General features: G+C 35.1%; 24 protein-coding genes and 1 other annotated feature. Of the genes, 14 read left to right on the forward strand and 10 right to left on the reverse strand.

Features of this window, described 5'->3' with window-relative positions; all coding sequences use genetic code 11:
* Window positions 1-89 precede the first annotated feature (89 nt).
* From J4P91_RS01500 to J4P91_RS01530, 7 genes are all read left to right on the forward strand, one after another.
* Window positions 90-1,406 (forward strand): Na+/H+ antiporter NhaC family protein, encoded by a 1,317-nt coding sequence (locus J4P91_RS01500; protein ID WP_207992677.1) that lies wholly within the window; start codon window positions 90-92, stop codon window positions 1,404-1,406.
* Window positions 1,407-1,576: 170 nt separating this feature from the next.
* Entirely contained in the window at window positions 1,577-1,933 is a 357-nt protein-coding gene (locus tag J4P91_RS01505) for a lmo0954 family membrane protein (protein WP_207992678.1), read from the forward strand.
* A 44-nt stretch (window positions 1,934-1,977) separates the two neighbouring features.
* On the forward strand, window positions 1,978-2,640 hold the full coding sequence (locus J4P91_RS01510; protein ID WP_207992679.1) for a PspA/IM30 family protein: 663 nt from the start codon (window positions 1,978-1,980) through the stop codon (window positions 2,638-2,640).
* A 107-nt stretch (window positions 2,641-2,747) separates the two neighbouring features.
* Entirely contained in the window at window positions 2,748-3,488 is a 741-nt protein-coding gene (liaF, locus tag J4P91_RS01515) for a cell wall-active antibiotics response protein LiaF (protein ID WP_017152585.1), read from the forward strand.
* Window positions 3,488-4,540 carry a sensor histidine kinase gene (locus J4P91_RS01520; RefSeq protein WP_207992680.1) on the forward strand — a complete coding sequence of 351 codons (1,053 nt, stop codon included), beginning with the start codon at window positions 3,488-3,490 and terminating at the stop codon, window positions 4,538-4,540. The genes liaF and J4P91_RS01520 overlap by 1 nt, the downstream gene beginning before the upstream one ends.
* Before the next feature lies 1 nt (window position 4,541).
* On the forward strand, window positions 4,542-5,174 hold the full coding sequence (locus J4P91_RS01525; protein WP_003196238.1) for a response regulator: 633 nt from the start codon (window positions 4,542-4,544) through the stop codon (window positions 5,172-5,174).
* 117 nt (window positions 5,175-5,291) lie between these two features.
* Window positions 5,292-5,555: a DUF3992 domain-containing protein gene (locus tag J4P91_RS01530; protein WP_207992681.1), complete on the forward strand. Its 264-nt coding sequence runs from the start codon at window positions 5,292-5,294 to the stop codon at window positions 5,553-5,555.
* Window positions 5,556-5,583: 28 nt separating this feature from the next.
* Here J4P91_RS01530 and brnQ3 read toward each other — a convergent pair whose 3' ends face one another.
* Window positions 5,584-6,939, reverse strand: coding sequence for a branched-chain amino acid transport system II carrier protein BrnQ3 (gene brnQ3 / locus J4P91_RS01535; protein ID WP_207992682.1), 1,356 nt, complete (start codon window positions 6,937-6,939; stop codon window positions 5,584-5,586).
* A 57-nt stretch (window positions 6,940-6,996) separates the two neighbouring features.
* Window positions 6,997-7,255: a binding site (T-box leader), on the reverse strand.
* Between the two features lie 43 nt (window positions 7,256-7,298).
* The gene (locus J4P91_RS01540) at window positions 7,299-8,837 is read right to left on the reverse strand and encodes a bifunctional metallophosphatase/5'-nucleotidase (RefSeq protein WP_207992683.1); all 1,539 of its coding nucleotides are present in this window, start codon (window positions 8,835-8,837) and stop codon (window positions 7,299-7,301) included.
* A gap of 483 nt (window positions 8,838-9,320) precedes the next feature.
* Between J4P91_RS01540 and J4P91_RS01545 the strand changes: the two genes are divergently transcribed.
* Entirely contained in the window at window positions 9,321-9,530 is a 210-nt protein-coding gene (locus tag J4P91_RS01545; protein ID WP_207992684.1) for a hypothetical protein, read from the forward strand.
* 34 nt (window positions 9,531-9,564) lie between these two features.
* On the opposite strand, the gene J4P91_RS01550 is transcribed toward J4P91_RS01545, so the two are convergent.
* Window positions 9,565-10,341, reverse strand: a complete 777-nt coding sequence (locus J4P91_RS01550; protein WP_207992685.1) for a class I SAM-dependent methyltransferase — start codon at window positions 10,339-10,341, stop codon at window positions 9,565-9,567.
* 110 nt (window positions 10,342-10,451) lie between these two features.
* On the opposite strand from J4P91_RS01550, the gene J4P91_RS01555 reads away from it, so the two are divergent.
* Entirely contained in the window at window positions 10,452-11,303 is an 852-nt protein-coding gene (locus J4P91_RS01555; protein WP_207992686.1) for a YhfM domain-containing protein, read from the forward strand.
* A gap of 53 nt (window positions 11,304-11,356) precedes the next feature.
* Here J4P91_RS01555 and J4P91_RS01560 read toward each other — a convergent pair whose 3' ends face one another.
* Window positions 11,357-11,554, reverse strand: a complete 198-nt coding sequence (locus J4P91_RS01560; protein WP_017152577.1) for a hypothetical protein — start codon at window positions 11,552-11,554, stop codon at window positions 11,357-11,359.
* A 117-nt stretch (window positions 11,555-11,671) separates the two neighbouring features.
* Between J4P91_RS01560 and J4P91_RS01565 the strand changes: the two genes are divergently transcribed.
* The 3 genes from J4P91_RS01565 (at window position 11,672) to hmpA (ending at window position 14,872) form a co-directional block, all read left to right on the forward strand.
* Complete coding sequence (locus tag J4P91_RS01565; protein ID WP_207992687.1) at window positions 11,672-12,769, forward strand: site-2 protease family protein; 1,098 nt, start codon at window positions 11,672-11,674, stop codon at window positions 12,767-12,769.
* A 153-nt stretch (window positions 12,770-12,922) separates the two neighbouring features.
* Window positions 12,923-13,444: a hypothetical protein gene (locus tag J4P91_RS01570; protein ID WP_207992688.1), complete on the forward strand. Its 522-nt coding sequence runs from the start codon at window positions 12,923-12,925 to the stop codon at window positions 13,442-13,444.
* 219 nt (window positions 13,445-13,663) lie between these two features.
* A complete protein-coding gene (hmpA, locus tag J4P91_RS01575) occupies window positions 13,664-14,872 on the forward strand; it encodes an NO-inducible flavohemoprotein (RefSeq protein ID WP_207992689.1) in 1,209 nt (402 codons plus the stop codon).
* Window positions 14,873-14,893: 21 nt separating this feature from the next.
* On the opposite strand, the gene J4P91_RS01580 is transcribed toward hmpA, so the two are convergent.
* Complete coding sequence (locus J4P91_RS01580; protein WP_207992690.1) at window positions 14,894-15,406, reverse strand: Crp/Fnr family transcriptional regulator; 513 nt, start codon at window positions 15,404-15,406, stop codon at window positions 14,894-14,896.
* 196 nt (window positions 15,407-15,602) lie between these two features.
* Here J4P91_RS01580 and J4P91_RS01585 point away from each other — a divergent pair, with 196 nt between their 5' ends.
* Window positions 15,603-15,827: a hypothetical protein gene (locus tag J4P91_RS01585; RefSeq protein ID WP_003196257.1), complete on the forward strand. Its 225-nt coding sequence runs from the start codon at window positions 15,603-15,605 to the stop codon at window positions 15,825-15,827.
* A 291-nt stretch (window positions 15,828-16,118) separates the two neighbouring features.
* Here the strand turns inward: J4P91_RS01585 and J4P91_RS01590 are convergent, their stop codons facing one another.
* The 3 genes from J4P91_RS01590 to J4P91_RS01600 all read right to left on the reverse strand — a co-directional run bounded on the left by J4P91_RS01590 (window position 16,119) and on the right by J4P91_RS01600 (window position 18,667).
* On the reverse strand, window positions 16,119-16,919 hold the full coding sequence (locus J4P91_RS01590; RefSeq protein WP_207992691.1) for a sulfite exporter TauE/SafE family protein: 801 nt from the start codon (window positions 16,917-16,919) through the stop codon (window positions 16,119-16,121).
* 117 nt (window positions 16,920-17,036) lie between these two features.
* Entirely contained in the window at window positions 17,037-18,035 is a 999-nt protein-coding gene (locus tag J4P91_RS01595; RefSeq protein ID WP_017152571.1) for an inorganic phosphate transporter, read from the reverse strand.
* 11 nt (window positions 18,036-18,046) lie between these two features.
* Window positions 18,047-18,667: a DUF47 domain-containing protein gene (locus J4P91_RS01600; RefSeq protein ID WP_000231447.1), complete on the reverse strand. Its 621-nt coding sequence runs from the start codon at window positions 18,665-18,667 to the stop codon at window positions 18,047-18,049.
* A gap of 313 nt (window positions 18,668-18,980) precedes the next feature.
* Between J4P91_RS01600 and J4P91_RS01605 the strand changes: the two genes are divergently transcribed.
* Window positions 18,981-20,999, forward strand: coding sequence for a transglycosylase domain-containing protein (locus tag J4P91_RS01605; RefSeq protein ID WP_207992692.1), 2,019 nt, complete (start codon window positions 18,981-18,983; stop codon window positions 20,997-20,999).
* Window positions 21,000-21,099: 100 nt separating this feature from the next.
* Here the strand turns inward: J4P91_RS01605 and J4P91_RS01610 are convergent, their stop codons facing one another.
* Together J4P91_RS01610 and J4P91_RS01615 are read right to left on the reverse strand one after the other, a co-directional pair.
* On the reverse strand, window positions 21,100-21,534 hold the full coding sequence (locus J4P91_RS01610; RefSeq protein WP_207992693.1) for a hypothetical protein: 435 nt from the start codon (window positions 21,532-21,534) through the stop codon (window positions 21,100-21,102).
* A gap of 449 nt (window positions 21,535-21,983) precedes the next feature.
* Window positions 21,984-23,237, reverse strand: a complete 1,254-nt coding sequence (locus J4P91_RS01615) for an ATP-binding protein (RefSeq protein ID WP_207992694.1) — start codon at window positions 23,235-23,237, stop codon at window positions 21,984-21,986.
* Window positions 23,238-23,242: the final 5 nt, after the last annotated feature.

Genomic DNA, 23,242 nt, shown 5'->3' on the forward strand with positions numbered 1-23,242 from the left:
TTTCTTATAAATGTATAAGACCTCTTCTTTTCGGAAGAGGTCTTTTGTTATGAGATAGAAAAGGTTTAGAACTAGGGAGAGATGTTATTTTGAAACAAACGAAAGGGAATGGCTTAGCATTATTACCGCTTGGAATATTCTTAGCGCTATTTATTGGTTCTGGAATTATTACAGGTGATTTTTATAAATTGCCGATACTTGTAGCAATCTTAATTGCTGTAGGTACTGCATTAGCGATGAATAGACAAGAAAGCTTTACATCAAAAGTAGAACGGTTTGCCAAAGGGGCTGGTAATCCGGACATTATGATTATGGTATTAATTTTTGTACTTGCTGGTGCGTTTTCTGAAACAGCAAAAGGAATGGGTGGAGTTGATTCTACAGTAAACTTAGCGCTGTCTATTTTGCCACAAGGGTTTATCGTTGCAGGAATTTTTGTTATAGGGTCCTTTATTTCATTAGCGATGGGGACTTCGATGGGAACAATTGCAGCGTTAGCGCCAATTGCAGTCGGTATTAGCCAGCAAACAGATATTTCTATTGCACTAGTAATGGCGACAGTTGTTGGTGGAGCGATGTTTGGTGATAATTTATCATTTATTTCTGATACAACAATTGCAGCGGTTCGCTCGCAAGGGACGGAAATGAAGGATAAGTTTAAAACAAACTTTTTAATTGTATTACCAGCTGCGGTTATTACAATTGTACTGTTGGTTATGCTTACACTTGGAAATGATACAGAAATAAAAGCTCATGCATTCGATTGGGTGAAAATTTTACCATATGCGGGTGTATTAATAACAGCGCTACTTGGTTGGAATGTACTGATTGTATTAACGGGTGGAACAGTTTTATCAGGTATTATCGGTCTTATTGATGGTAGCTACACATTGGCAAGCTTCTTTAAAAGTGTAACAACAGGAATTAATGGCATGATGGAGCTAGTGCTCTTATCAATTTTAATCGGCGGAATGGTTGAAATTATTCAATATAATGGTGGTATTCAGTATTTAATGGACGTATTAACACGTAATATTCGTTCGAAAAAAGGTGCTGAATTTGGAATTGCTGGTTTAGTTAGTATGACGAATATGTGTACTGCGAATAATACAATTTCTATTATTTTTACTGGACCACTGGCAAAAAATATTGCGAATCAATATGAAATTGATCCACGAAAATCGGCGAGTGTATTGGATCTTTTCTCATGTTGTGTACAAGGATTAGTTCCATATGGTGCTCAAATGTTGACGGCGGCAGGTTTTGCTGCATTGTCTCCGATTGAATTGCTGCCATATGCGTTTTATCCAATCTTAGTTGGGGTATGTGGTATAGTTTCTATTTTAATTGGTTTTCCAAGGTTTTCAAAAGTAGCGAAAAAAAAACAATATCATAAAACAGCATAAAGAAAAAGGATGCCTTATACAAGGCATCCTTTTTCTTTATATTCCCCCTAATATAAGGCTGACTTGGAATAGGTCTTAAGTCTGAGGCGAAAACGGTTCTTAAGCTCGTTATGGAAAAACGAAAAAATAGTTAAGATAAGAGTATCAAATCGAAGGGAGGCAAGCACAAGATGAAACAATTTCTAACGTTTATCGCAGCCGGTATTTTGGCTTTAATTGCTCTTGGTAGTCTTGCTGGTATTGTAGGATTCGCAATTGGAGCAGGAATTGTGTACTGGAGCTATAAATCATTTGTGCGAGCACAATCATTTTTTGGAAAGTTAGCTTGGGGTATTGCCGGTTTAATCGGCTTGTCAATCGCTCTATCTCATTCCCCAGCATTAATCGGTATCGCAGCATTAGTAGTTCTATACTACGGGTACCGTGAGTGGAAAAAAGAAAAAGATGTAGTAGTTGATTCCGCTTCAGAAAGTTCTAAACCATATAGCAACTTTGAAGATGAGTGGAACAAGTTAATGAAAAACTAATATAAAATAATTTAAATCATAAAGTAGAAGAGAGGAAGATTATAATGAAACAATCTTTATTCGGACGTGTACGCGATGCAATTTTAGCAGATTTTCATAATGTTTTAGATGAGAAAGAAAGAAAAAATCCAATTGCTATGTTAAATCAATATTTACGTGATAGCGAGCGTGAAGTAACAAAAATTGAAAAATTAATTCAGCGTCATAAAACATTAAAATCTAACTTTGCTCGTGAACTTGAGCAAGCTCGTTATTTCGTAAATAAGCGATCAAAGCAAGCTGTAATTGCGCAAGAAGCAGGAGAAATGCCATTGCATGAACGTGCATTAGAAGAAGTAGCATACTATGAAGGGCAAGTAGCTCGCTTAGAAGAAATGTATGCAGGTGTAGTGGAGCAAATTGATGAGTTAGAACGCCGTCTTTCTGAAATGAAAAATAAGCTAAAAGAAATGAATGCAAAGCGTATGGAATTAATGGCACGCGAAAACATGGCCCATGCGAATCGTCGTATGAATACAGCTCTTCATAAAATGGATGAGAATAATCCATTCTTACGATTCGAAGAAATTGAAGATCACATTCGTGATTTAGAGCTTCGCATGAATGAAGAGCATGAGCGTGATACATTTGATATGAAAATTGCAAAACTTGAACGTGAAATGAAAGAAAAAAATGAAGTATCTTTAGACAAAGAAGTAATAAAATAATTGTAGTATATTATAAAACGAGCTTATAATATAGTGATAGGAGAAAAGGTGTTGGAAAGCAATACCTTTTTCTTCTATTTATATGTAACAAGAAGGGGGGAGCTGAAATGAAGAAACAATTTTCAAAATCACAACTAGTGGGGATGCTCCTTATCATATTTGGATTTGGTCTTTTTCTTGATATGGTTCTCGGACATTTTGAACCGGGTGCCCTTATTTTTGCGTTTATTATGATTATGTTCGGAAGGCACTATCGAAAAAAGAATCGTTATGTGAGAGGGAATGTGTTTTTATTTGTCGGGGGAATTGTATTTTTATTCTTCCTGTTTTCATCAGCGGCCTTCGTACTCGTTGTATTTGCTTGTTTAGCTTTCATTGGTTATCAGCTTATTCAGGGACAGCAGAAACCAAAAACTGTACAAGTAGAAATTAAGGAAAAAGGATATATAGATGAAGAAAAACAAATCTATCGTACAGAACCATACCTTAAGAATATAATGGCTGGTAACATAAGAATGATGGACCATATTTATGAGTTAGAAGATATTAATGTCCAGTACGGAGTCGGTGATGTTGAAATTGATTTGACGACGGCAATGATTCCAGAAGGAGAAACAGTTATTGTTATTCGAGGTGTCATTGGTAACATCCGCTTGTATGTCCCGTATGATATTGAATTATCTTTAAACCATTCTGTTATTGTTGGTAGAGTACTACTTCCAGGACATGAAGAGACAGGATTTAATCGAAATGTTACATTCAAAACAGAACAGTATAAAGAAGCTCCTCGTCGTATTAAAATCATTTCTTCGCTTGTCGTAGGCGATACGGAAGTGAGGAAAGTATAATGAAAAAACAAGGAAATATTTCATGGATGTATATTCGTTACTCTATGTTATCTTCTGTTAGCATCGCACTTATTTGTACGATTGTATATGTATGGAAAAGCGGGCAAGATGTATATGCTTTATTGTGGAAAGAATCCATTGCTTCTGTTCCAATCGGTTTGTTAATTATGAGTACAAGTCTTCTTATTGGAGGAATTGTAGGGTATGCAATTGGCTATTATATGCAGCAGCGTATCCAAGGCTTAAATACTTTCTTGTTTGAGGTAGAGCGCGGAAATTTTCCAAAGGATGTTTCGTTTACTGCGGAAGATGAATTTCATGAAGTAGAGCGAAAAGTCATCGCGCTGGCTCGAAGATTAGAGGAACAGGCCGGGTTATTTCAAAAAGTAACGAATGAACGAGCTCATTGGAATGAAGAAATGAGGCAAGAAGCTATTTCTCAAGAAAGGCATCGATTAGCAAGGGAACTGCATGATTCAGTGAGTCAGCAGCTTTTTGCAATGTCTATGATGATGTCAGCTATTAATGAACAAGTAGCTCAAATTCCAGAAACAACAAAAAAGCAATTGCAGCTTGTGGAAAATATGGTTGTCAATGCACAATCAGAAATGCGGGCATTGCTTCTTCATTTGCGTCCTGTGCAATTAGAGGGTAAAAAATTAACAGAAGGTATAGAAGAATTGTTAACAGAGCTTTCAAGAAAACAACATATGAAAATTGAATGGTTGATTGAGCCGATCCAATTAAAAAAAGGTGTGGAAGATCATTTATTCCGTATTGTACAAGAAGCATTGTCTAATACATTGCGACATGCCAAAGCAAAGAAAACGGAAGTACGTCTTCGTCAAATTGATCAATATGCTATTTTAAAAATCATTGATGATGGTGTTGGGTTTGAAGTAGGTGTTAATAAGGCTGGGTCGTATGGTCTAAGGTCTATTCAAGAGCGTGTCCATGAAATTGGTGGAACATTAAAGGTATTAAGTTTTCCGAGTAAAGGTACACAAATTGAAGTGAAAGTACCAATTATGATAGAGAGAGAGGGGGAGTAGTGTGATTAAAGTATTGCTTGTTGATGATCATGAAATGGTTCGAATGGGTGTATCTGCATATCTATCGACTCAACCAGATATCGAAGTAGTCGGAGAAGCAGAAAATGGAAGAAAAGGTTCAGAATTAGCATTAGCATTAAAGCCAGATATTATTTTAATGGACCTTGTCATGGATGAAATGGATGGTGTTGAGGCAACCCGTGCAATTATTCAAGAATGGCCTGAAGCAAAAATTGTAGTCGTCACAAGTTTTCTAGATGATGAAAAACTATATCCTGTCATTGAAGCAGGTGCAACGAGCTATTTATTAAAAACATCAAGAGCGAGTGATATCGCAGATGCAGTACGAGCGACTTACGATGGGGAAACAGTACTCGAGCCGAAAGTCACTGGGAAAATGATGTCTCGTATGCGCCAAAAGAAAGAGCAGCCACTTCATGAAGATTTAACAGAACGAGAGTTTGAAATTTTATTATTAATTGCAGAGGGAAAAAGTAATCAAGAAATTGCAGATGAATTATTTATTGCACTTAAAACAGTGAAGACGCATGTAAGTAATATATTAAATAAATTGAATGTGAGTGATCGTACGCAGGCCGTTATTTATGCGTTTCGACACCAATTAACGAAATAAGGTGAGACTTCCACTGGATATGACTTGTTTCATTGGTGGAAGTTTTCTTTATTGACGCATTTATTTGAAAGCGTTATCATCTAATTAGAAACAGTACATACAAAGGGGGGAGAATGTATGTTAGTTCAAACAGTATTTGAAATGGAGAAAAGCAAAAGCTTAGGAAATTATGTGAATGCATTGCAATCACTTAAGGAGCAATATGATATTGAAACAGAGCGTATTGCGATAATTGAAGCGACAGAAGAATATTATTTATTTCTAATAAAACAAAAAGATAGCTATGATGTTGTGAAAGTAGAAACAGTTGATACGAATCTTGAGTATTATACGAAAGCATATAAAGTAAGTAGTTTTAATCATACTTCTTATCAAGTGTAAAAAACTCCCTGAAATGGGAGTTTTTTTACTAGGATACTTTAGGTTCAGAAGAGGTTTCCATTAGTGGTACTGGTTTTGTACCTTTTAACTTTGCGACTACAAGGCCGATGATTACACCAGCTAATGCAGGTAAGACCCAACCGATTCCTTCGTTATAGAATGGAATAAATTCAAAGTAAGAAGTAATGAATGTCACCGGCACATTCCCTTGTTTTAATCCATCAAATATACTTACGACTGCAGCTCCAATTAAAGAGCCGACATAAACAGAACGATAACCACCGAAATAGTTATGAAGTAGTGATAGTAGTACAAGTACGATAGCGATTGGATATACAACAAGTAAAATTGGTACAGAGATTGCAATAATTTTTGTTAAGCCTAAGTTTGCTACTAAAAGTCCTAGTGCACAAATTGTGCCAGCTAAACTTTTGTATGAAAATTTTGTAAATAATGTTGAGAAATATTGGCTACATGCTGATACAAGTCCAACGCATGTTGTTAAACAAGCAAGTGTAACAATGAGTGCTAATAAGGAAAGACCATATGGACCGAATAGTTGTTGAACGATAACTGTAAGTAATTGACCACCATTTTTGGCATATCCAAGTGAAACGCTCGTTACACCTAGCCAGCCAAGTGCCCCATATACGAGTACGAGTCCTGTAGCTGCAATAAGTCCTGCTTTTGTCGTTGCAATTGCAACTGCTTTACGATCTTTTACACCTTTTGAGCGTATTGCATTCACGACGATAATTCCAAATGCAAGAGCCGAGATTGTATCCATTGTTAAATACCCTTCCATAAATCCTTTAAAAATAGGAGAAGCTTGATACTCTTGTATTGCTGGACCTGATTGTCCAAGCGGTGTAAATACACTTTTTACAAATAATACGAAAATAGAAAGTAATAAAATAGGTGTTAACACATTCCCGATTCGATCTACTAGTTTAGAAGGATTTAAGCTGAGCCAATATACGATAGCGAAGAAAATAACTGTATAAAGAAATAAGGCTAAGCTACTTGTTTGAATTGTTTCTGGTAGGAAAGAACTAACACCCATTTCATAAGCGACGTTAGCGACACGCGGAATTCCCATAGATGGGCCAATGGCAATATAGATAACAATTGAAAAGAAAATTCCGAACATTGGGTGAACATGACTTGCAAGTTGTTGCATTCCATTACCTGAAAGAGAGATGGCAATAACAGTTAATAGTGGCAAACCAACCCCTGTTAGTAAAAATCCAAGCATTGCTGGCCAAAAGTGGTCACCAGCATTTTGTCCAAGCATTGGAGGGAAAATTAAATTACCTGCTCCAAAAAATAAAGAAAATAGCATAAGACCTGTGAAAAAAACATGTTTTTTTGATACAGTGTTCATTCTTCTTCCTCCTTTTGTAAAAATTCATCCGTAAGAACACAAAAAACTCGCCCCTTAAAAAGGGACGAGTTATATTTACCCGCGATACCACCCTAGTTCATACACATAGAAATACATCTATATGTATGCGGCTTTGCAACGTACAACATGATACGTGTTCCTTGTAACGGGGGACAGCCGGTAAGAACTTACTACATCGTTCAGTTCTACTTCTCGGGGATGATTTTCGGTTACGCACTGAACATTGGCTTTCAGCAAGATACCAACTCTCTGGGGAACAGCCCTATAACGTACTCGTTCTCGTCAATGAATTTTGTTTAAGTATTCTGACAGTATTTTTGCATGTTTTTTTTATAAAGTCAATAGGTTTTTTGAATAAAGTTTTGGGGAAGTGTATTTATATGAGAAGTGGAACGAATAAAGTTTGCAAAAGCTTCTTGATCTGTCGGGCCTTTTATACGATTTCTTCCTGTTTTGAAAGTTATAAATTTATCTCCTCCATTTGCTAAAAAAGAGTTGACCACAACAGAGTATGTTTGATCGTCTTGTAAAGGTCTCCCGTTCTCTAATGAAATTGTTTGGATGGCGTTATTTTTCCAACTATAGCGAATGCCTGAAACTTGTAGTATGCGAGTTTCTCCTTGCCATTGCTCTTGCAAGACGTTTCGAATTTCTTTTCCAGATAACTCCATTTTTATTAATGGATTGCCGAATGGTTGTATGAGGAAAGTATCTTCCCACGTAATTTTTCCTTTTTGTAAATTATGTCGAATGCTTCCAGGATTTACAAAAGCAATATCCGCTTGCATAGTTTGACGCTGAGCTATGGCAAGAAAGGTTCCCAATTTTGACTCGCCGTGTTCATTTTGATTCCGTGTTAACTCATATTCGGTTACTCCCAGTTGTTCATCTACTTTAGATTGGATTTTTGAGGCGTAAGAATCTATCCAGCTTTTTGTGTGTAAATCAGGAGAAATTGCATTTTGATAAACAGGGACAATTGTTGCATATTTCTTCGTAATATCTTTCGTTTGATGATTTAATGTAACAGTTACGTTTGAAAAGGCTTTTCCATATGAATACGCTTGAACAAGTAGTTTTCCGTTTACATTGCCATTTATATAAGAGTGGCTATGCCCACCAAATATAATATCAACGTCAGTATCTAACTGATTTGCCAAAGCAGCTAAAGCGCCGTTTGTGTTACCTCCTGTTGTATTACCGCCAAGATGGGCAAGAATAACAAATGCATGAATACCTTTCTTTTGTAGTTGATGTACATAGGAATTAATGGAAGAAGATTCATCCAAAAAGAGAACAGAGGACATATCGGTATGCATCGTTAGAAAGGGAGTATCTTTTGTAACGACACCAATGAAGGCAATTGGAATACCATCAATCCATTTAATTGTATAGGGAGGGAAGAGAGTCTGTTTCGTGCTACTATCTAAAACATTGGCACATACATAAGGAAATGAACTGCCTGAAAACGAATTTGCTTCTGTAGAGGAGTCACCACTAATCAATTGTTGCAGAGCATCAGGGCCTCTATCAAACTCGTGATTTCCTATTGTACCGACATCAAATTGAAGATTATTTAAAAATTCCATTGTTGGTTCATCATGAAACAGTGCTGAAATCGGAGGACTCCCGCCAATCATATCTCCTGTATGAACAAGTAGGGTGTTATGGTTTTTATCCCGGTAGGATTCAATATAAGCGGCTACGTAATCAGCGCGTCCTACGGCTTTACCGTGCAATGTTGAAGTTGTATTTAATTGACCGTGAAAATCATTGAGGCCGAGAATTTGCACGGATACATCGGTAGGTGGAGAAGGAGAGAATAGAGCGGAAAAAATCAGTTTGATAAGAAAAGGGAGTAATAGAAAATAGTTCATATTAACACTCCTCTATTAAACTTATTTTAAGGTGTGGATTTCACTGGTTGATCGCGTATTTCTCTTGCACGGATGGATAGTAATCATCTAACTATATACATATAAATTAAAAAACGACATGAAATCATTCTTTTTAGATGGGAGAGAGGATCCGACTATGCATAGAAGCGGTCAGATCCTTTTCCTGCCCCATGCGAAGTGAAAACAAAGGGGAGAAAATGAGTATGGGTTCCTTTTTGTTTTTCATAGCAGCAATTTATATGTTGGGAAATGGAGAAAACCTACATTGATGGAAGTTTCACTTTATTGTATGAGGAGTGGGAGGGAATCTTTTGTAAAAAGTACGTAAAAGTATAGAAGAAATGTAAATTTTTTTGAGAAATATGACAATTAAAAACAGGAAGGCAGGAATCTTTTTTATCAATAGAGAATAATACTACAATCCACTTGATGGAAAGAACAAACCAAAAAGAGGTGACGGAAATGCTTGCGATGGGTGTATTGTTTGGAATTATAGTAATTTGTGGTTTCATATGGTTATATTATTCGCGTTCGTTTAAACAAGCAGAAGTGTTACTCTTACAAAAAGGTAGTTTGTTGACAAGTCAATCTAGATATTTAGTATGTCCAAAGTGTGGAAGTGCACAGGCCAGAAGTGGAGGATATCAAGAGTGTTGCAAAATTAGGTTATGAAAGAAGAAGCCTCACAAAATTATGTGAGGCTTTCTTAAGATTTTGTGGCACTCCAAATGGTCCAGCGATCTTGTTCGATAATCGGAGCTATGTTGTGTAGCTCAGTATGAATATGATGTAGAAGCTGAGAAAGTTCATTGTCCGTTAATTCGTATAAAATAGATCGGCCTGTTCGTGGTGATAAATCTTGTAGTAGTGTTTCAATGGAATCATGGATTTTTCGTACTTCCCACATTGTTTGAAGGGGAAGTGGGTGCATGCCGTTTTGTGCTATTAATTGTAGTATGTGCGTTGCTTTCGGTCTTCGCTTTTCCTCTATTTGAATGAGCTTAGGATGGACGGAGAAGAAATATCCACGAATATGTTTTGTGCTTCCGGGAATTGTACAATCTTCGATGGTGCGATCTTGAAGAATAAGCATTCCATTTTTCTTTAAGATACGTGAGGCCTCTTGTAAAAATTTCGGGATGTCTTGTAAATGATGGATAACAGCACGAGAAATCACAATATCAAAAGCTTCATTAGCAAACGGCATATGGTGGGCATCACCGTGAATGAATGAGATGTTTTGGAAGGAAGCGCAATTTTCTGCCGCTGCTTGCAACATCTTTTTTGAGAAATCGAAGCCAACAACGTTGTTAGCTCCGATAAGAGCCAGTTCTTTCGTATAAATACCACCACCGCAGCCAATATCGATTATGTTTTTACCACTCACATCAATTATATTTTGGATCATTTCACACCAAGAAAAATCTGCTTTTCGCGCAGCATAGGTGTATTTATTAGTAGCATCATGAAAATTAATGGACATATGAAACCTCCCTTCGTGTTTAGTATATCTCATTTCATCATACATAACGTTTTTGTTTCATTTTCAAGGACAATAAGCTTTTCTTATTGTTCTAGATAGGAGGATTTGGAGTGAGCAGAAAGTATTTGCTAATTATATTCCTTTTTTTATTAGCATCTTGTAGTCAAGTTGAACAAAAAAAGGAGAAAAAACAAGTAGAAGAGACGGTGAATACTATGCAGGAAAGTATGCAAGTAATAATTATGCAGAAAGGAAAGCTCGAAAAGGTTTTAAAACAAGAGGAAGCAAAAAAAGTAGTCGATATTATTGATAGGGCTGAGAAACAACAAATAACAGGGAGTTTTGGAGAGCCAGAGTACGAAATTCAAATTGAGAACAATGGAAAGAAGAAAACATATCGTGCATGGTTAAGAGGAGAAGATCGCCAAGGTTGGCTACAAGATGAAAAGGACACGTATATGCTTACAAAATCTGATACAGAACAACTTTTATCTATACTCCCGATTGTCCCTGAATCAATAAGCGATGATGCGAAAGAGAATGTATTAACAGAACTGACAAAAAAGGATTTGCAAATTACTGCTTTCCATATTAAAGCAAATGAAAAGCACATAAATTATACAGTATTTTATACAATTTCGGATTCTTTATATAAAACATTGGAAAAAGAAAAAGTGTACTATTTTCAATTGACTTTTCCTGCTAAAGTACAACAAATGATTGGAAAGAAAACAAGTGAAGTAATGAAAGGTGAGAAAGTGAAAGAGGGGTATAAAAAATATGAAGTGAGTATTGTTGTACCAATAGAGCATGTATCAGCTTCTCAAATAAAAGCATTAGAAACTTATTACGATGATTATGATTTACAAGTATTAAATCATAAAGAAGAAAAAGTAGGCGTGTTTCAAAATATTATTCAAATTGTAAAAGATTATGGTGAAAAAATTAATTTGCAAAGATAGCTAAACTCTTTCCTAGGAAATGATAATAGAGTGAACCTAAAAGGTCCACTCTATTATTTTGTTCTTGTAGACGGCTCATTTAGTGATTTTCGTGTAATAAGATAGGAAATCATAAGAGCAGAAAGAATAATAAGAATAATAAATAGATGCTTTGGTAACAAATCTAATAGCAAGACATAGCCAACGGTATAAAAGATTAGTGCCGAAGCTAAAAAGGAAAGGGTGCTAATTATGAAAGATTGTAATGTCATTTCTTCTCTACCTCCTTTCGTTATTAGTTTTGGCTAAAATTGGATAAAATAAACGTGATTTCCAGTAAAAGAAAAAATATGGAATAAAAGAGCAAAAGAAAATGGAAGGAGAGAGAGATGAAAAATAATACAAAAGGGTTATGGGGAATTGTAGCGGCAGTGGGAATATTTCTGCTTTCTAAGTTGAAATGGGTATTTGCGATTTTTAAATTCGCAAAGTTCTCAACAGTATTGAGTATGCTATTATCACTTGGGGCATATGCTGCTATATATGGATGGAAATTTGGTGTAGCGCTGATTTATCTGCTTTTTGTTCATGAAATGGGACATTTGTGGGCAGCGAAACGAAAAGGTATACCTACGTCTCCAGCAATCTTTATTCCATTTATGGGTGCTCTTATTGGAATGAAAGAGATGCCAAAAAGCGCAAAGGATGAAGCTTACCTTGCTTATATGGGTCCTTTTTTTGGACTGTTATCATTTTTACCAGCAATTCCGCTATATATGATAACAAAGGAACCCTTTTGGGCTCTTGTTATTATACTTGGAAGTATGTTGAACTTTTTTAACTTGATTCCAGTTTCTCCGCTAGACGGGGGACGAATTATTTCTGTTGTAAGTACAAAAATTTGGATATTGGGTCTAGCTGTATTACTTGGATATTCTATTTTCTTTAAGAGTATTATGGGGGGATTCATCTTTATAATCGGTTGTATGGAGCTGTATAGGGTAATGAAGCGAAATAAACCAATTGAAGAATTAGGATATAAAATAGATGTGATGAAGGTTTACCTTGTGAAATTTCAAGAAGAGCTCCAAGAAACAGAAGCTGTTCACCGAACAATCTATATAATCCATCATGAAATGAATTTGCTAAAGCAAAGAGAAAAAGAGAATAAATTAGAAATAGGAGAGCGAAAAAAGATTGAAGTATTAGAGTACTTACTACCAAAATTTGAGCCGCTTGACTATGTACCATATGAAGATGAAAAAGAAGAGCATTCTATTCGTATAAAAGAAGCACTAGAAGTATCAGAAAGAAAAATGAACGAATGGAAAAAAGAAAAGAAACAGCAAGAAGACTACTATAAAGTGGATGCAAAAACAAGATGGATAGTGTTTGCTTGTTATATTGGCTTACTTGCGATACTTAGTTATGCTGCTTATGAAGGGTATGCTGTTTTGCGAGATCACCTGCCGCAGCGAAATGTGTAGAAAAAAAGTGTCGAAATGATGGGAAGTATTTATACAGGAATTCTGTTTCTGCAAGAGAATGTTACAAATATAACAGTATATATAAGTACCAATTGAAAAAAGAAGTTATATAGAAATAGATGTAACATTCATGGTAGAAAAGGAGTTTGGTATATGAAGAGAGTGTGGGCGATACTTGGAATTGTTATTGTGATGGGCATTACAAGCTATAGTTTAATGAGAGTATTATTACATTATGCGAGTAAACCTGTTGGAGTATCTGCACTGCCGCAAGTAGAAAACGTGGAAGAAAAGAAAAAAGTATTACAATTCATCCACACGACACACGAAGATTATAACAATCTCTTAAATTATGGTAAAGCAGAGAGGTATACGGAAGGGGATTGGAATCATCTCGTGCAGTGGTTTCAAGAACAAGAACCGTCTTTAAAAGATATACATAGGGAGATAAAAAATGAGAAGATAAAACAAGATGTAAGACGAAGTTATGAAATATTGAAAAAAGGCATAGAGGTTCGGAAGATTGAATATGTAGTTTATGCTCATCGTGTTTATCATGACTTAGATATTATTGTAAATAAATATACAGGGGAAACAAATATATGGGGATATACAGAGTTTGGAAATGGAAAAGATGTACAAGTAATTGAACAAGCTCTACAAGCCCAGTCGTAAGCTAGCCTATTTTGGTTAGCTTATTTTCTTTTGGGAAAGATATGATGGTATATGAAGAAAAACTTTTATAGGTTGGTTTAGCAGCAAATAACAGGATAAATCTAAATTGTTCATACATTTTTCACAAAAACACCGTGTTTATAGTGATTAAAATCACAACCTTCCATTTTAGCTTTGTTTACAATAACAATAGATAAGGAAATAGAGGAGTGGAATACAATGTTAAGTGAAAAAACAATTGAAATTGTAAAATCAACAGTACCATTATTACAAGAAAAAGGCGTTGAAATTACGACGCGATTTTATCAAATTATGTTCTCGGAACATCCAGAGTTATTAAATATTTTTAACCATACAAATCAGAAAAAAGGAAGACAGCAACAGGCGTTAGCAAGTGCAGTGTATGCAGCTGCAACGTATATTGATAATTTAGAAGTTATTGTTCCTGTTGTAAAACAAATTGCGCATAAACATAGAAGTTTAGGGATTAAAGCTGAACATTATCCAATCGTAGGAACATGTTTATTACAAGCAATTAAAGAGGTTGCAGGAGCACCAGAAGAAGTATTAAATGCTTGGGGAGAAGCATATGGTGTAATTGCTGATGTATTTATTAGTGTAGAAGCAGAAATGTATGAAGAGGCAGCGGAAAAAGAAGGTGGATGGAAAGATTTCCGTAACTTTATCGTTGTAAAAAAAGAGAAAGAGAGCGATGTAATCACATCATTTTATTTAAAACCAGAAGATGGAGGAGAGCTATCTTCATTCTTACCTGGTCAATATGTAACAATCCAATTAAATATAGAGGGTGAAACATATACACATAATCGTCAATATAGCTTATCAGATGCTTCTGGAAAAGACTATTACCGTATTAGTGTAAAAAGAGAAACAGCTGCAGAGACACCGGATGGAAAGGTATCTAATTATTTACATAATCACATCCAAGAGGGAGATATCTTACCACTAAGTGCACCAGCTGGAGATTTCGTATTAAATATGGATTCAAAATCACCGGTTGTGTTAATCAGTGGCGGTGTTGGTATTACGCCGATGATGAGTATGTTAAATACATTAATTGAGCGAGATTCAAATCGTAAAGTATACTTTATTCACGCAGCATTAAATAGTAACGTGCATGCTATGAAAGAGCATGTACAGCAAGTAGAGAGCGATTATGAACAAGTAGAAGCATACACTTGTTATTCTTCACCAACAGAACAAGATTTACAAATGAAAAACTTTGATAAAGAAGGTTTCATTGATTTAGATTGGTTACAATCCATTGTTCCTACGGCTGAAGCAGAATTTTACTTCTGTGGACCGGTACCATTTATGAAGCATATTAACGCGGCTTTAGTAGAATGGGGCGTTTCACCTGAACACATTCATTATGAATTTTTCGGACCAGCAGCAAGCTTATCATAAGGCAAACAAAAAAACGAGGTGTTAGTTCATCTCGTTTTTTGTTTGTTCCCGTAATAAGCGATTTACTGTTTCACGACGTACACCAATAAGTTGCCCAATTTCTGTTTGTGTTAATATTTCATAGATGGGAATTCCATCTAAATATAGTGCGAACCACTCTTGTAAACGGTGGAGACGTTCTTTTGGAGAAACAGTTGTTAATTGATCAATTCGCTGCTGCATCATTCGTAATTTCGTTTGTAGTTGCAGAGCAATATCAGCATACGATTCAGGGTTTTCCTGCAATTTTTCGTACCATGTATTACATGCAATGGGCTGGACCTCTGTTTTAATTAAAGCAATTGCAGTACCATGATACTCTTTTGGTGAAATTAAAGAATGGTGAGGGATTGTCTCACCGGGTACGATAATGTTAAATAGAAATGGTGTCCCGTCTTCTTGTAATCGAATAACTTTTAATAGCCCCGTTTTAATAAAGTATAATGGTCCTTCTTCACCTTGACGAAATAATATATCCCCTTTATGTAAAATCAATGTTAGCACCTCATTTAAGCATTCCTATTGGTTCATTTTAACCGATTTATAGTGTTTCCATATTAAAAATATACATATAAAAGAAGATAAGCTCGCCAAACAGCAATTTTATTGACGAAATGTATGCTATTACAGTAGTATACTATTTAGTGTGTAATAGTACTAGCAATGAATACGCTGTAGGGGGTTTAGTATATTGTTAGATGCGAAAATGACTGATATGAAAATTCCAGCTAATGCTGTAATACATGTGGAAGAGATGAAAGGTGGAGTCGTTCTATCAGTTGAAATAGATGGTCAAATTATCTATACAATGGCTTATGACGAAGAAACGGATAGTTACGCTGAATTGTACGATAGAAATGATAAACGAGCACGTCAAGTACATGAAGATTTTATGGGATGGTCACTCCTTCACTAAAAAGATGTCAATATGACATCTTTTTTTGTTGAATCGATAGATTATACGAATTCGTGTAATAAATGGATGAGAGTTGTAATAATTGATTTTGCATTGTTAGCACTTTGTAACGGCAAAGTCCCTATTTTTTCGCTATTATAGGAATAACAGCCACAGCTATAGGAGTGATCAACTTGAACAGATTAAATATTTCAAATTTAATGTTGTTGTGTGTGTGTGCAGTATTATGTGTTGTGTTAGGGACATTTTTATATTCTTGCGTATAAAAAAACGCATTCTAAAAAGAACGCGTTATAGAAATGAAGTAATAATTAATCTAGTTCCAAGAATAATTAATGTAATACGTAATAAATTAATAATCGCATTACCGCTTAATTTTGTATTAATGTAAGCTCCGATTTTTCCACCAATCCAAGCGCCTGGAATAAGAATCAATGCATAGATCCAGCTCACATTGCCAAGAGAAATATGAGTCAAAGAACTTACAATTGCTGATAAAAAGACAATAAACATTGAAGTTGCAACAGCAATTTGTGCAGGAAATGCAAAAAGAAGCATCATTGCTGGTACGAGCAATGCACCGCCACCAATTCCAAATAATCCAGAAATGAAACCAACTGCAAATGCGATAATAATGGAGAGAAACGGCGGGAATTGATAATGAACAGTTTTACCTTCAGCATCTGTGAAAGATCGTTTAATAACAGTTGCATTTGAGAGGGAAAGAGGTTTCAATTTATCACGTAACAAGAGAAGAATAGATACAAAAATAAGGAAAATTCCAAAGTATAAAGAAAAAGAATCCTGATTCAAAAATTTGTTTGCCCACGATCCAATAATACCTCCAGGACCGCTCCCTACAAATAAAATAAGTCCACTTTTATAATCTACTCGCTTATGTTTCATATAAGTAAGAGTAGAGGAGAGACCAGTGAAAACTACGGTCACAATTGATGTTCCAACTGCGAGTTGTGGTGATAAACTATGCAGTCCAATCAGTAAAGGTACAATGATAATTCCCCCACCAAGTCCTACTAGGCTTCCGACTGTTCCTGCGATTAATCCAATGAAAAGTAACATGATGTATTCCAAAATTGCCAACTCCTCTGTATAACTAATACAACTTTCATTATACACACTTTTTGAAAGGAAATAAGATTGTTCACAAAAAAGTCGTCTTCCTAGAAAAATAAGGAAGACGACTTTGAATTAGAAAATTAAATGTAATAGGTAATAGAATAAAGCAGCTAAAGAAGCTGAGATTGGAAGTGTAATAACCCATGTAATTAACATACGTTTTGCAGTTCCCCATTTTACACCTTTTACACGATGTGATGCACCTACCCCTAAAATAGAAGAAGAGATAACGTGCGTTGTACTAACTGGTAAATGAATAAATGTTGCGCCAAAAATAACAAGTGATGATGATAAATCGGCAGCTACCCCGTTTACAGGACGAATTTTCATAATTTGTCCACCGACAGTTTTAATAATTTTCCATCCACCGACAGAAGTACCAAGCCCCATTGCGATCGCACAAGATAATTGTACCCAGAACGGAATATCGCTAGAAGTATGATAGTTATTTGCCATAAGAGCCATCGTAATGATTCCCATTGCTTTTTGTGCATCATTCGTACCATGTGTATAAGCTTGTAATGCTGCGGTAAACACTTGGAATAAACGGAAATTTTGATTTGTTTTCGTTAAGTTAAAGTTTTTAAAGACAACTTTAAAAATACTATACACGATAAAACCAATAACAAATGCAACGATTGGTGAAATGATTAAAGCTTCAAGAATTTTTATGAACCCTTTAAAATTTAACGAGCTAAAACCAGCAGCAGCAATTGCTGCACCTGCGATTGAGCCAATGATTGCATGCGAAGAACTACTTGGAATACCATAATACCAAGTGATCAAATTCCAAGCTATTGCCGCAAGCAAAGCAGCTAAAATTACAAGGGAACCATTTGGTAAGGCAAATGGGTCAACGATATCTTTTGTAATCGTTTTTGCTACACCTGTAAATGTCATTGCACCTAAAAAGTTCATAATAGCAGCCATAATAATTGCATGTCTAGGCTTTAGAGCTTTCGTCGAAACAGCTGTTGCAATAGCGTTTGCTGTATCGTGAAATCCATTGATAAAGTCAAAAGCTAAAGCGCAAATGACTACTAAAACAGTCAGTATCAAGAGTGTATCCATGATCAAACTCCTTACGCGTTCTTCATAATAATTGTTTCTAATACGTTTGCAACGCTTTGACAGCTATCAGCTACTTCTTCAAGCTCTTCGTAAATCTCTTTAAATTGAATAATTTTAATCGGATCTTTTTCACGAGAGAATAAGTGCTTAATCGCATGACGACGAATATCATCACATTGTGACTCGTAATCCTTAATCTTAATCGCATTTGTACGAATGTCGACTAATTTTTTGTTAGACATTAGTTCAACAGAGTTTGCAATTTCAATCGCACATTGATTAATTGCTTCTACGAATTTAATCATGTATTCATCAGCTTCTGTAATAGAATACATTTCGAATAGACCAGCACTGTGATCTAATCCGTCTAATACATCATCCATACTCATTGCAAGCTGTAGGATGTCTTCACGTTCAATAGGAGTAATAAACGCTTTGTTTAGCTCCATAATGATTTCGTGAATAAACGAGTCACCTTTTGACTCATATTCTTTCATGCGCATAGAAAATTCTTTTAAATCGCTAGCATTTTTAATTTTATACTCCACGAAAAACTGCGCGCCTTCTTTTAAATTTTCAGAAACATTCATTAACATTTCAGAAAATTTATCTTTTTTAGATTTAAAGACCATTATTGTTACCCCCACGATAAAGTAATATATGTAAAATATATTGGCTAGTCAATTCTAACAAAAAACTGTCGTTTTTTAAAACATTTTATCGAAAAGTTTACAAAAACTTAACATAATACATATTGATGCATTAATAATATTACTAAAGACTAATGAATATCTTACTTGTAGAATGTCCTCTTCTTTTAAAAAGTATGAATGTGAAAGAAATACTTTACACTTGACGAACTATTGCGTTATTATAATAAATTTAAAAGGAGAGAGTTTCTTCCTTTTTCTAACGGAAGTGTAAATAAATGAAGGAAGTGAATAAATGAAATTGAACAACACTCATTTCAAGAAAATGCTTGAGTGGTTCAACAAGAGGAAAAAACTGCGCAATATATTATTAATTTTTGGCGGTTTTTTCGTTACCCTATTTATTGCGGTAAATATAATGATCTCCATTCAAGACATATCTGCATTAAAACAGGCTGTTCCGCAGCCAACACTTATTTATGATGCAAATAAAGAAGTGGCAGCAAAGCTATCTTCTTCCAAGACGGAAGGGATTAAAAGAAAAGATATCCCTGATATTATGATTCAAGCGATTGTAGCAGTAGAGGATAAGAAATTTTATAGTCACCGTGGTATTTACTATAGTGGGATTATGAGTGCAATAATAAAGAATATTACTGCTGGGGAAGTGGTGGCTGGAGGTAGCACGATTACACAACAGCTTGCCAAAAATGTGTTTTTAACGCAAGAACGTACATTCTCGCGCAAATTTAAAGAGTATTTTCTGACAAAAAAAATAGAACGTACGTATACAAAAGATGAAATTATTGAAATGTATATGAATCAAATTTATTTTGGTGAAGGGGCTTGGGGTGTAAAAAAAGCGGCTAAATCATATTTCGATAAAGAAGTAAAGGATTTAACAATAGCAGAAGCGGCGACAATAGCAGGATTAATTAAGGCACCATCAACCTATTCACCATATAAAAATTTTAATAAGTCAATTGAAAGACGTAATGTTGTTTTAGCTTTAATGAAAGAGCAAGGTTATATTACAGAAAATCAATACAAGAAGGAGCAAGAAACAGGCCTTGTATTACGCCGAGGTGTTGATGATAAATATAAAGGGAAATATTCACAGTATGTAGATTATATTGTCCGAGAGGCAATGGAGAAATATGAATTGACCCAAAATGAAATTTTAGCTGGTGGATATCGTATTTATACAGAACTGGATCCAAAAAAGCAACAAGCAGTAGAAGATGTTGTGAATAACGATAAGTATTTCCAAGGAAGTAATGCTGATCAGCTTATGCAAACAGGAATTGTTTTGATGGACCCGAAAACTGGTGGTGTACCCGCACTAGTCGGCGGGAGAGGGACGTATCAATTTCTACAATTTAATCATGCAACGCAATTAAAAAGACAACCTGGTTCAACATTAAAACCTCTTGCAGTATATGTACCAGCACTAGAGCAAGGCTATGAAGTGTATGATATTTTAAAAGATGAGCCACTTAATATAAAGGATTATACGCCTCAAAATAGTGATCATACTTTTCATGGGGATGTTACCATGTATGAAGCGGTTGCAAGGTCTTATAACGTCTCAGCTGTTTGGCTGTTAGAACAAATTGGATTAGAAAAAGGTTTGAAGTCATTAGAGCGTTTCGGTATTCCACTACAGGAAGAAGACCGTACTCTCCCTATTGCTTTAGGGGGAATGCATAATGGAACTTCTCCATTTGTAATGGCTCAGGCTTATGCAACACTTGCAAATGATGGAGTACAAATTGAAGGGCATGCAATTCGTGAAATACAGAATGCTGAAGGAGAAATAGTAGGGAAATGGTATAAAAAAGAAACCCGTGTAACAAGTGAAAAGGTTGCTCAAAAAATGACGTATTTATTAAAAGGCGTTGTTGAAAAAGGAACAGGCGAAAAAGCAAAGGTGAAAAATATTGATACTGCTGGAAAAACAGGAACCACGCAGCTTGTAGATGGTCCAAGCAGCGGAGCGAAAGACTCATGGTTTGTTGGTTATACTCCGGATCTTGTTGGCGCAATTTGGGTAGGGTATGATAAAACAGATAGCGAGCATTATGTTCCAGGTGGTAGTCAAATTACAACGACAATGTTTCGAGATATTATGAAAAAGGCTGCCGGAAATCCTACTCAAAAAGCATTTCATTTGTCACTTATCTCAGAGGCTGACTATTCAAAACAATTAAAGACAATTGAAGAAGAAAAAAGAAGAAAAGAAGAAGAAAAACAGAGAAGAGAACAACAGAAAGAGTGGATTGATAAAGTAAAAGAGTGGATTCCATTTTTGTAAAAATAAAAAGAGGCGAATGATTATGAGGCCATTGAAAAATGTAAGTTTTTCAATGGCCTCGATTTTTTATGAAGTGAAACTTTTTTCAGTAGGTGTAGTACTATTCATTGAGACGAACGATTGCGTTGGAATGAGATTGTGAATTATAAATAATGGAAATTGTTCCTTTGCTGAGTGGCTCATAAGGTAGGTCTTCTTCGTATTTTCCAGTATTTTTGTTGTGAATCGATAATATGATTTCATCGATTTTCTGGTTTTTATACTGTTCTTTAATTTTTTTTGCAATCCGATCCAGGTCATGATGGGAAGAAGCTTCTGTAATAATCATTCCTTTGATAACTCTTCTTTCTTTAGATGACAAAGATGATTGGGGTACTGTATTTGGTTTTGCATATAATAGCTCATATGGAGCTATATCACTATTTTCTGCTGCTTTTGATGTAGTAGTGTATTCTAAAGTCAAAAAGAGTCCTGAACATAAAATTATGCATGACATAAGGGCGATCCAAAAGCGTATTGATAATAAGACTTTCATTTTCATCCCTCTTTCATATCGTTGTCTTCGTTATCTATCATACAAAATAAGCGTTAAGCTAGAGTAAATTTGAAGTAAAGAAACGTAAAGAAGGAAATTAAACATTTAAGATGGAATAAATAGTCGCTAGTTATTTTTTACTGTATATATTGAGTTTGGAATAGAGGAAGAGACATTGTGTAAGCGTACGCTTACAGCTAGAGTGGTTATATTGATATATTGAAAGAAGTGAAACAGTTGAAGAGACATCGAACCTAATGAAGTTTTATGATATTTCCCATGAAAGAGGAAAAGGAATTGTAATACATAGTGGCGAGGGGACCGATTGGTGAAGAGCTTAGGAAGTGTGCTGAAAGTTAATGAATTGTATATTTTAAATATATTAACTTAATTATATCAGTGGGGCTTCATCCCCACTGATGGAAGTTTCCCTTTACTTTTGGAAAATACTATAAGCCCGCCCTTTTTTGTGTTAATGGAATTGAGATGATAAATGTTGTACCATTTTCATTACTAGAAACTTTTAAAGTTCCATTGTGATTTTGAATGATTTTTCTTGTTACGGATAATCCGAGTCCAGTTCCTGCATCTTTTGTAGAGAAGAATGGATCAAATATATATTCTTGAATCGCTGGAGGAATACCGGTTCCATTATCTTGAAAAGTAATGCGAGCAAAATTATCTAAGCGATGACTAGTGATTTGGATGGATAAAGGTTTATCACTTTTTGCATCAACAGCATTTTGAAATAAGTTTAGGAAAACTTGAATGAGCTCATGTCGATCAATATTCACTAGTATGTCTTCTAATTCGGGAGATAATTTATATTCAATAGAAATGTTATGCAAAAATACTTCACTAGCTAGAAGCTGTTGGATATATTCACGTAAAAAAGTATTGATGGGAAACGGTTCTCTTTTAAATTCGTGTGCTTTTGAAATAGATAAAAATTTAGTGATAATACTATTTGCACGATCTAGTTCAGGAATGAGTAGATTTTGAAAAAGTTCTTTATTAGAAGGTGAAACACTTTCTTGTAAAAATTGTAAATATCCACGTACTGTTGTAAGTGGATTACGAACTTCATGTGCAATTCCAGCTGCAATTCGACCAGCTAATGCGAGTTTTTCAGCATCACGCTCGGTATTTAGATAATGAAAAACACTGATAATACGGAAAGTTTCTCCGTTGTAATCGCGAATGATACGATTATTGCAAATCCCATAGTTCTGATCTAGAACTTCTTCATTATAGATTTCTTTTCCACTTCGTAATGTTTCTAAAGCTTTAATTTTTTCTTCAGGTAAGTTTAATAACTTTTGAATTGGTTTGCCAATGATATCGCTCCGTGATATTCCGAAATCATCTGCTGCAGATTGGTTGCATAATGTAATAGTACCTTTATTGTCAATGAAAGTGACATGATGTGAAAATACATCAAAAATATGAACAAAGTGCTTTTCAAGTTGCTCAAATAGAAATAAGGAATCGCAAGTTAGTACAAAATTTGGTTCTATATCTTCTTGTAGTATGCGATTAATGGAATGAGAAGTCCCTTTTTTATGTAACTGTAAACCTAGTTGTGAGTTTTCATATGTAAAATGATGTGGTAATTGATTGACCAACTGCTCATAAAACTGTACTTTTTTTTCTAATTCTTTTATTTGCTTTTCATGAGATAAAGTAGTATCCTCTTGAATCATAAATA

It is taken from the genome of Bacillus sp. XF8 (genome assembly GCF_017498755.1).
Classification (GTDB): Bacteria; Bacillota; Bacilli; order Bacillales; family Bacillaceae_G; genus Bacillus_A; species Bacillus_A bingmayongensis.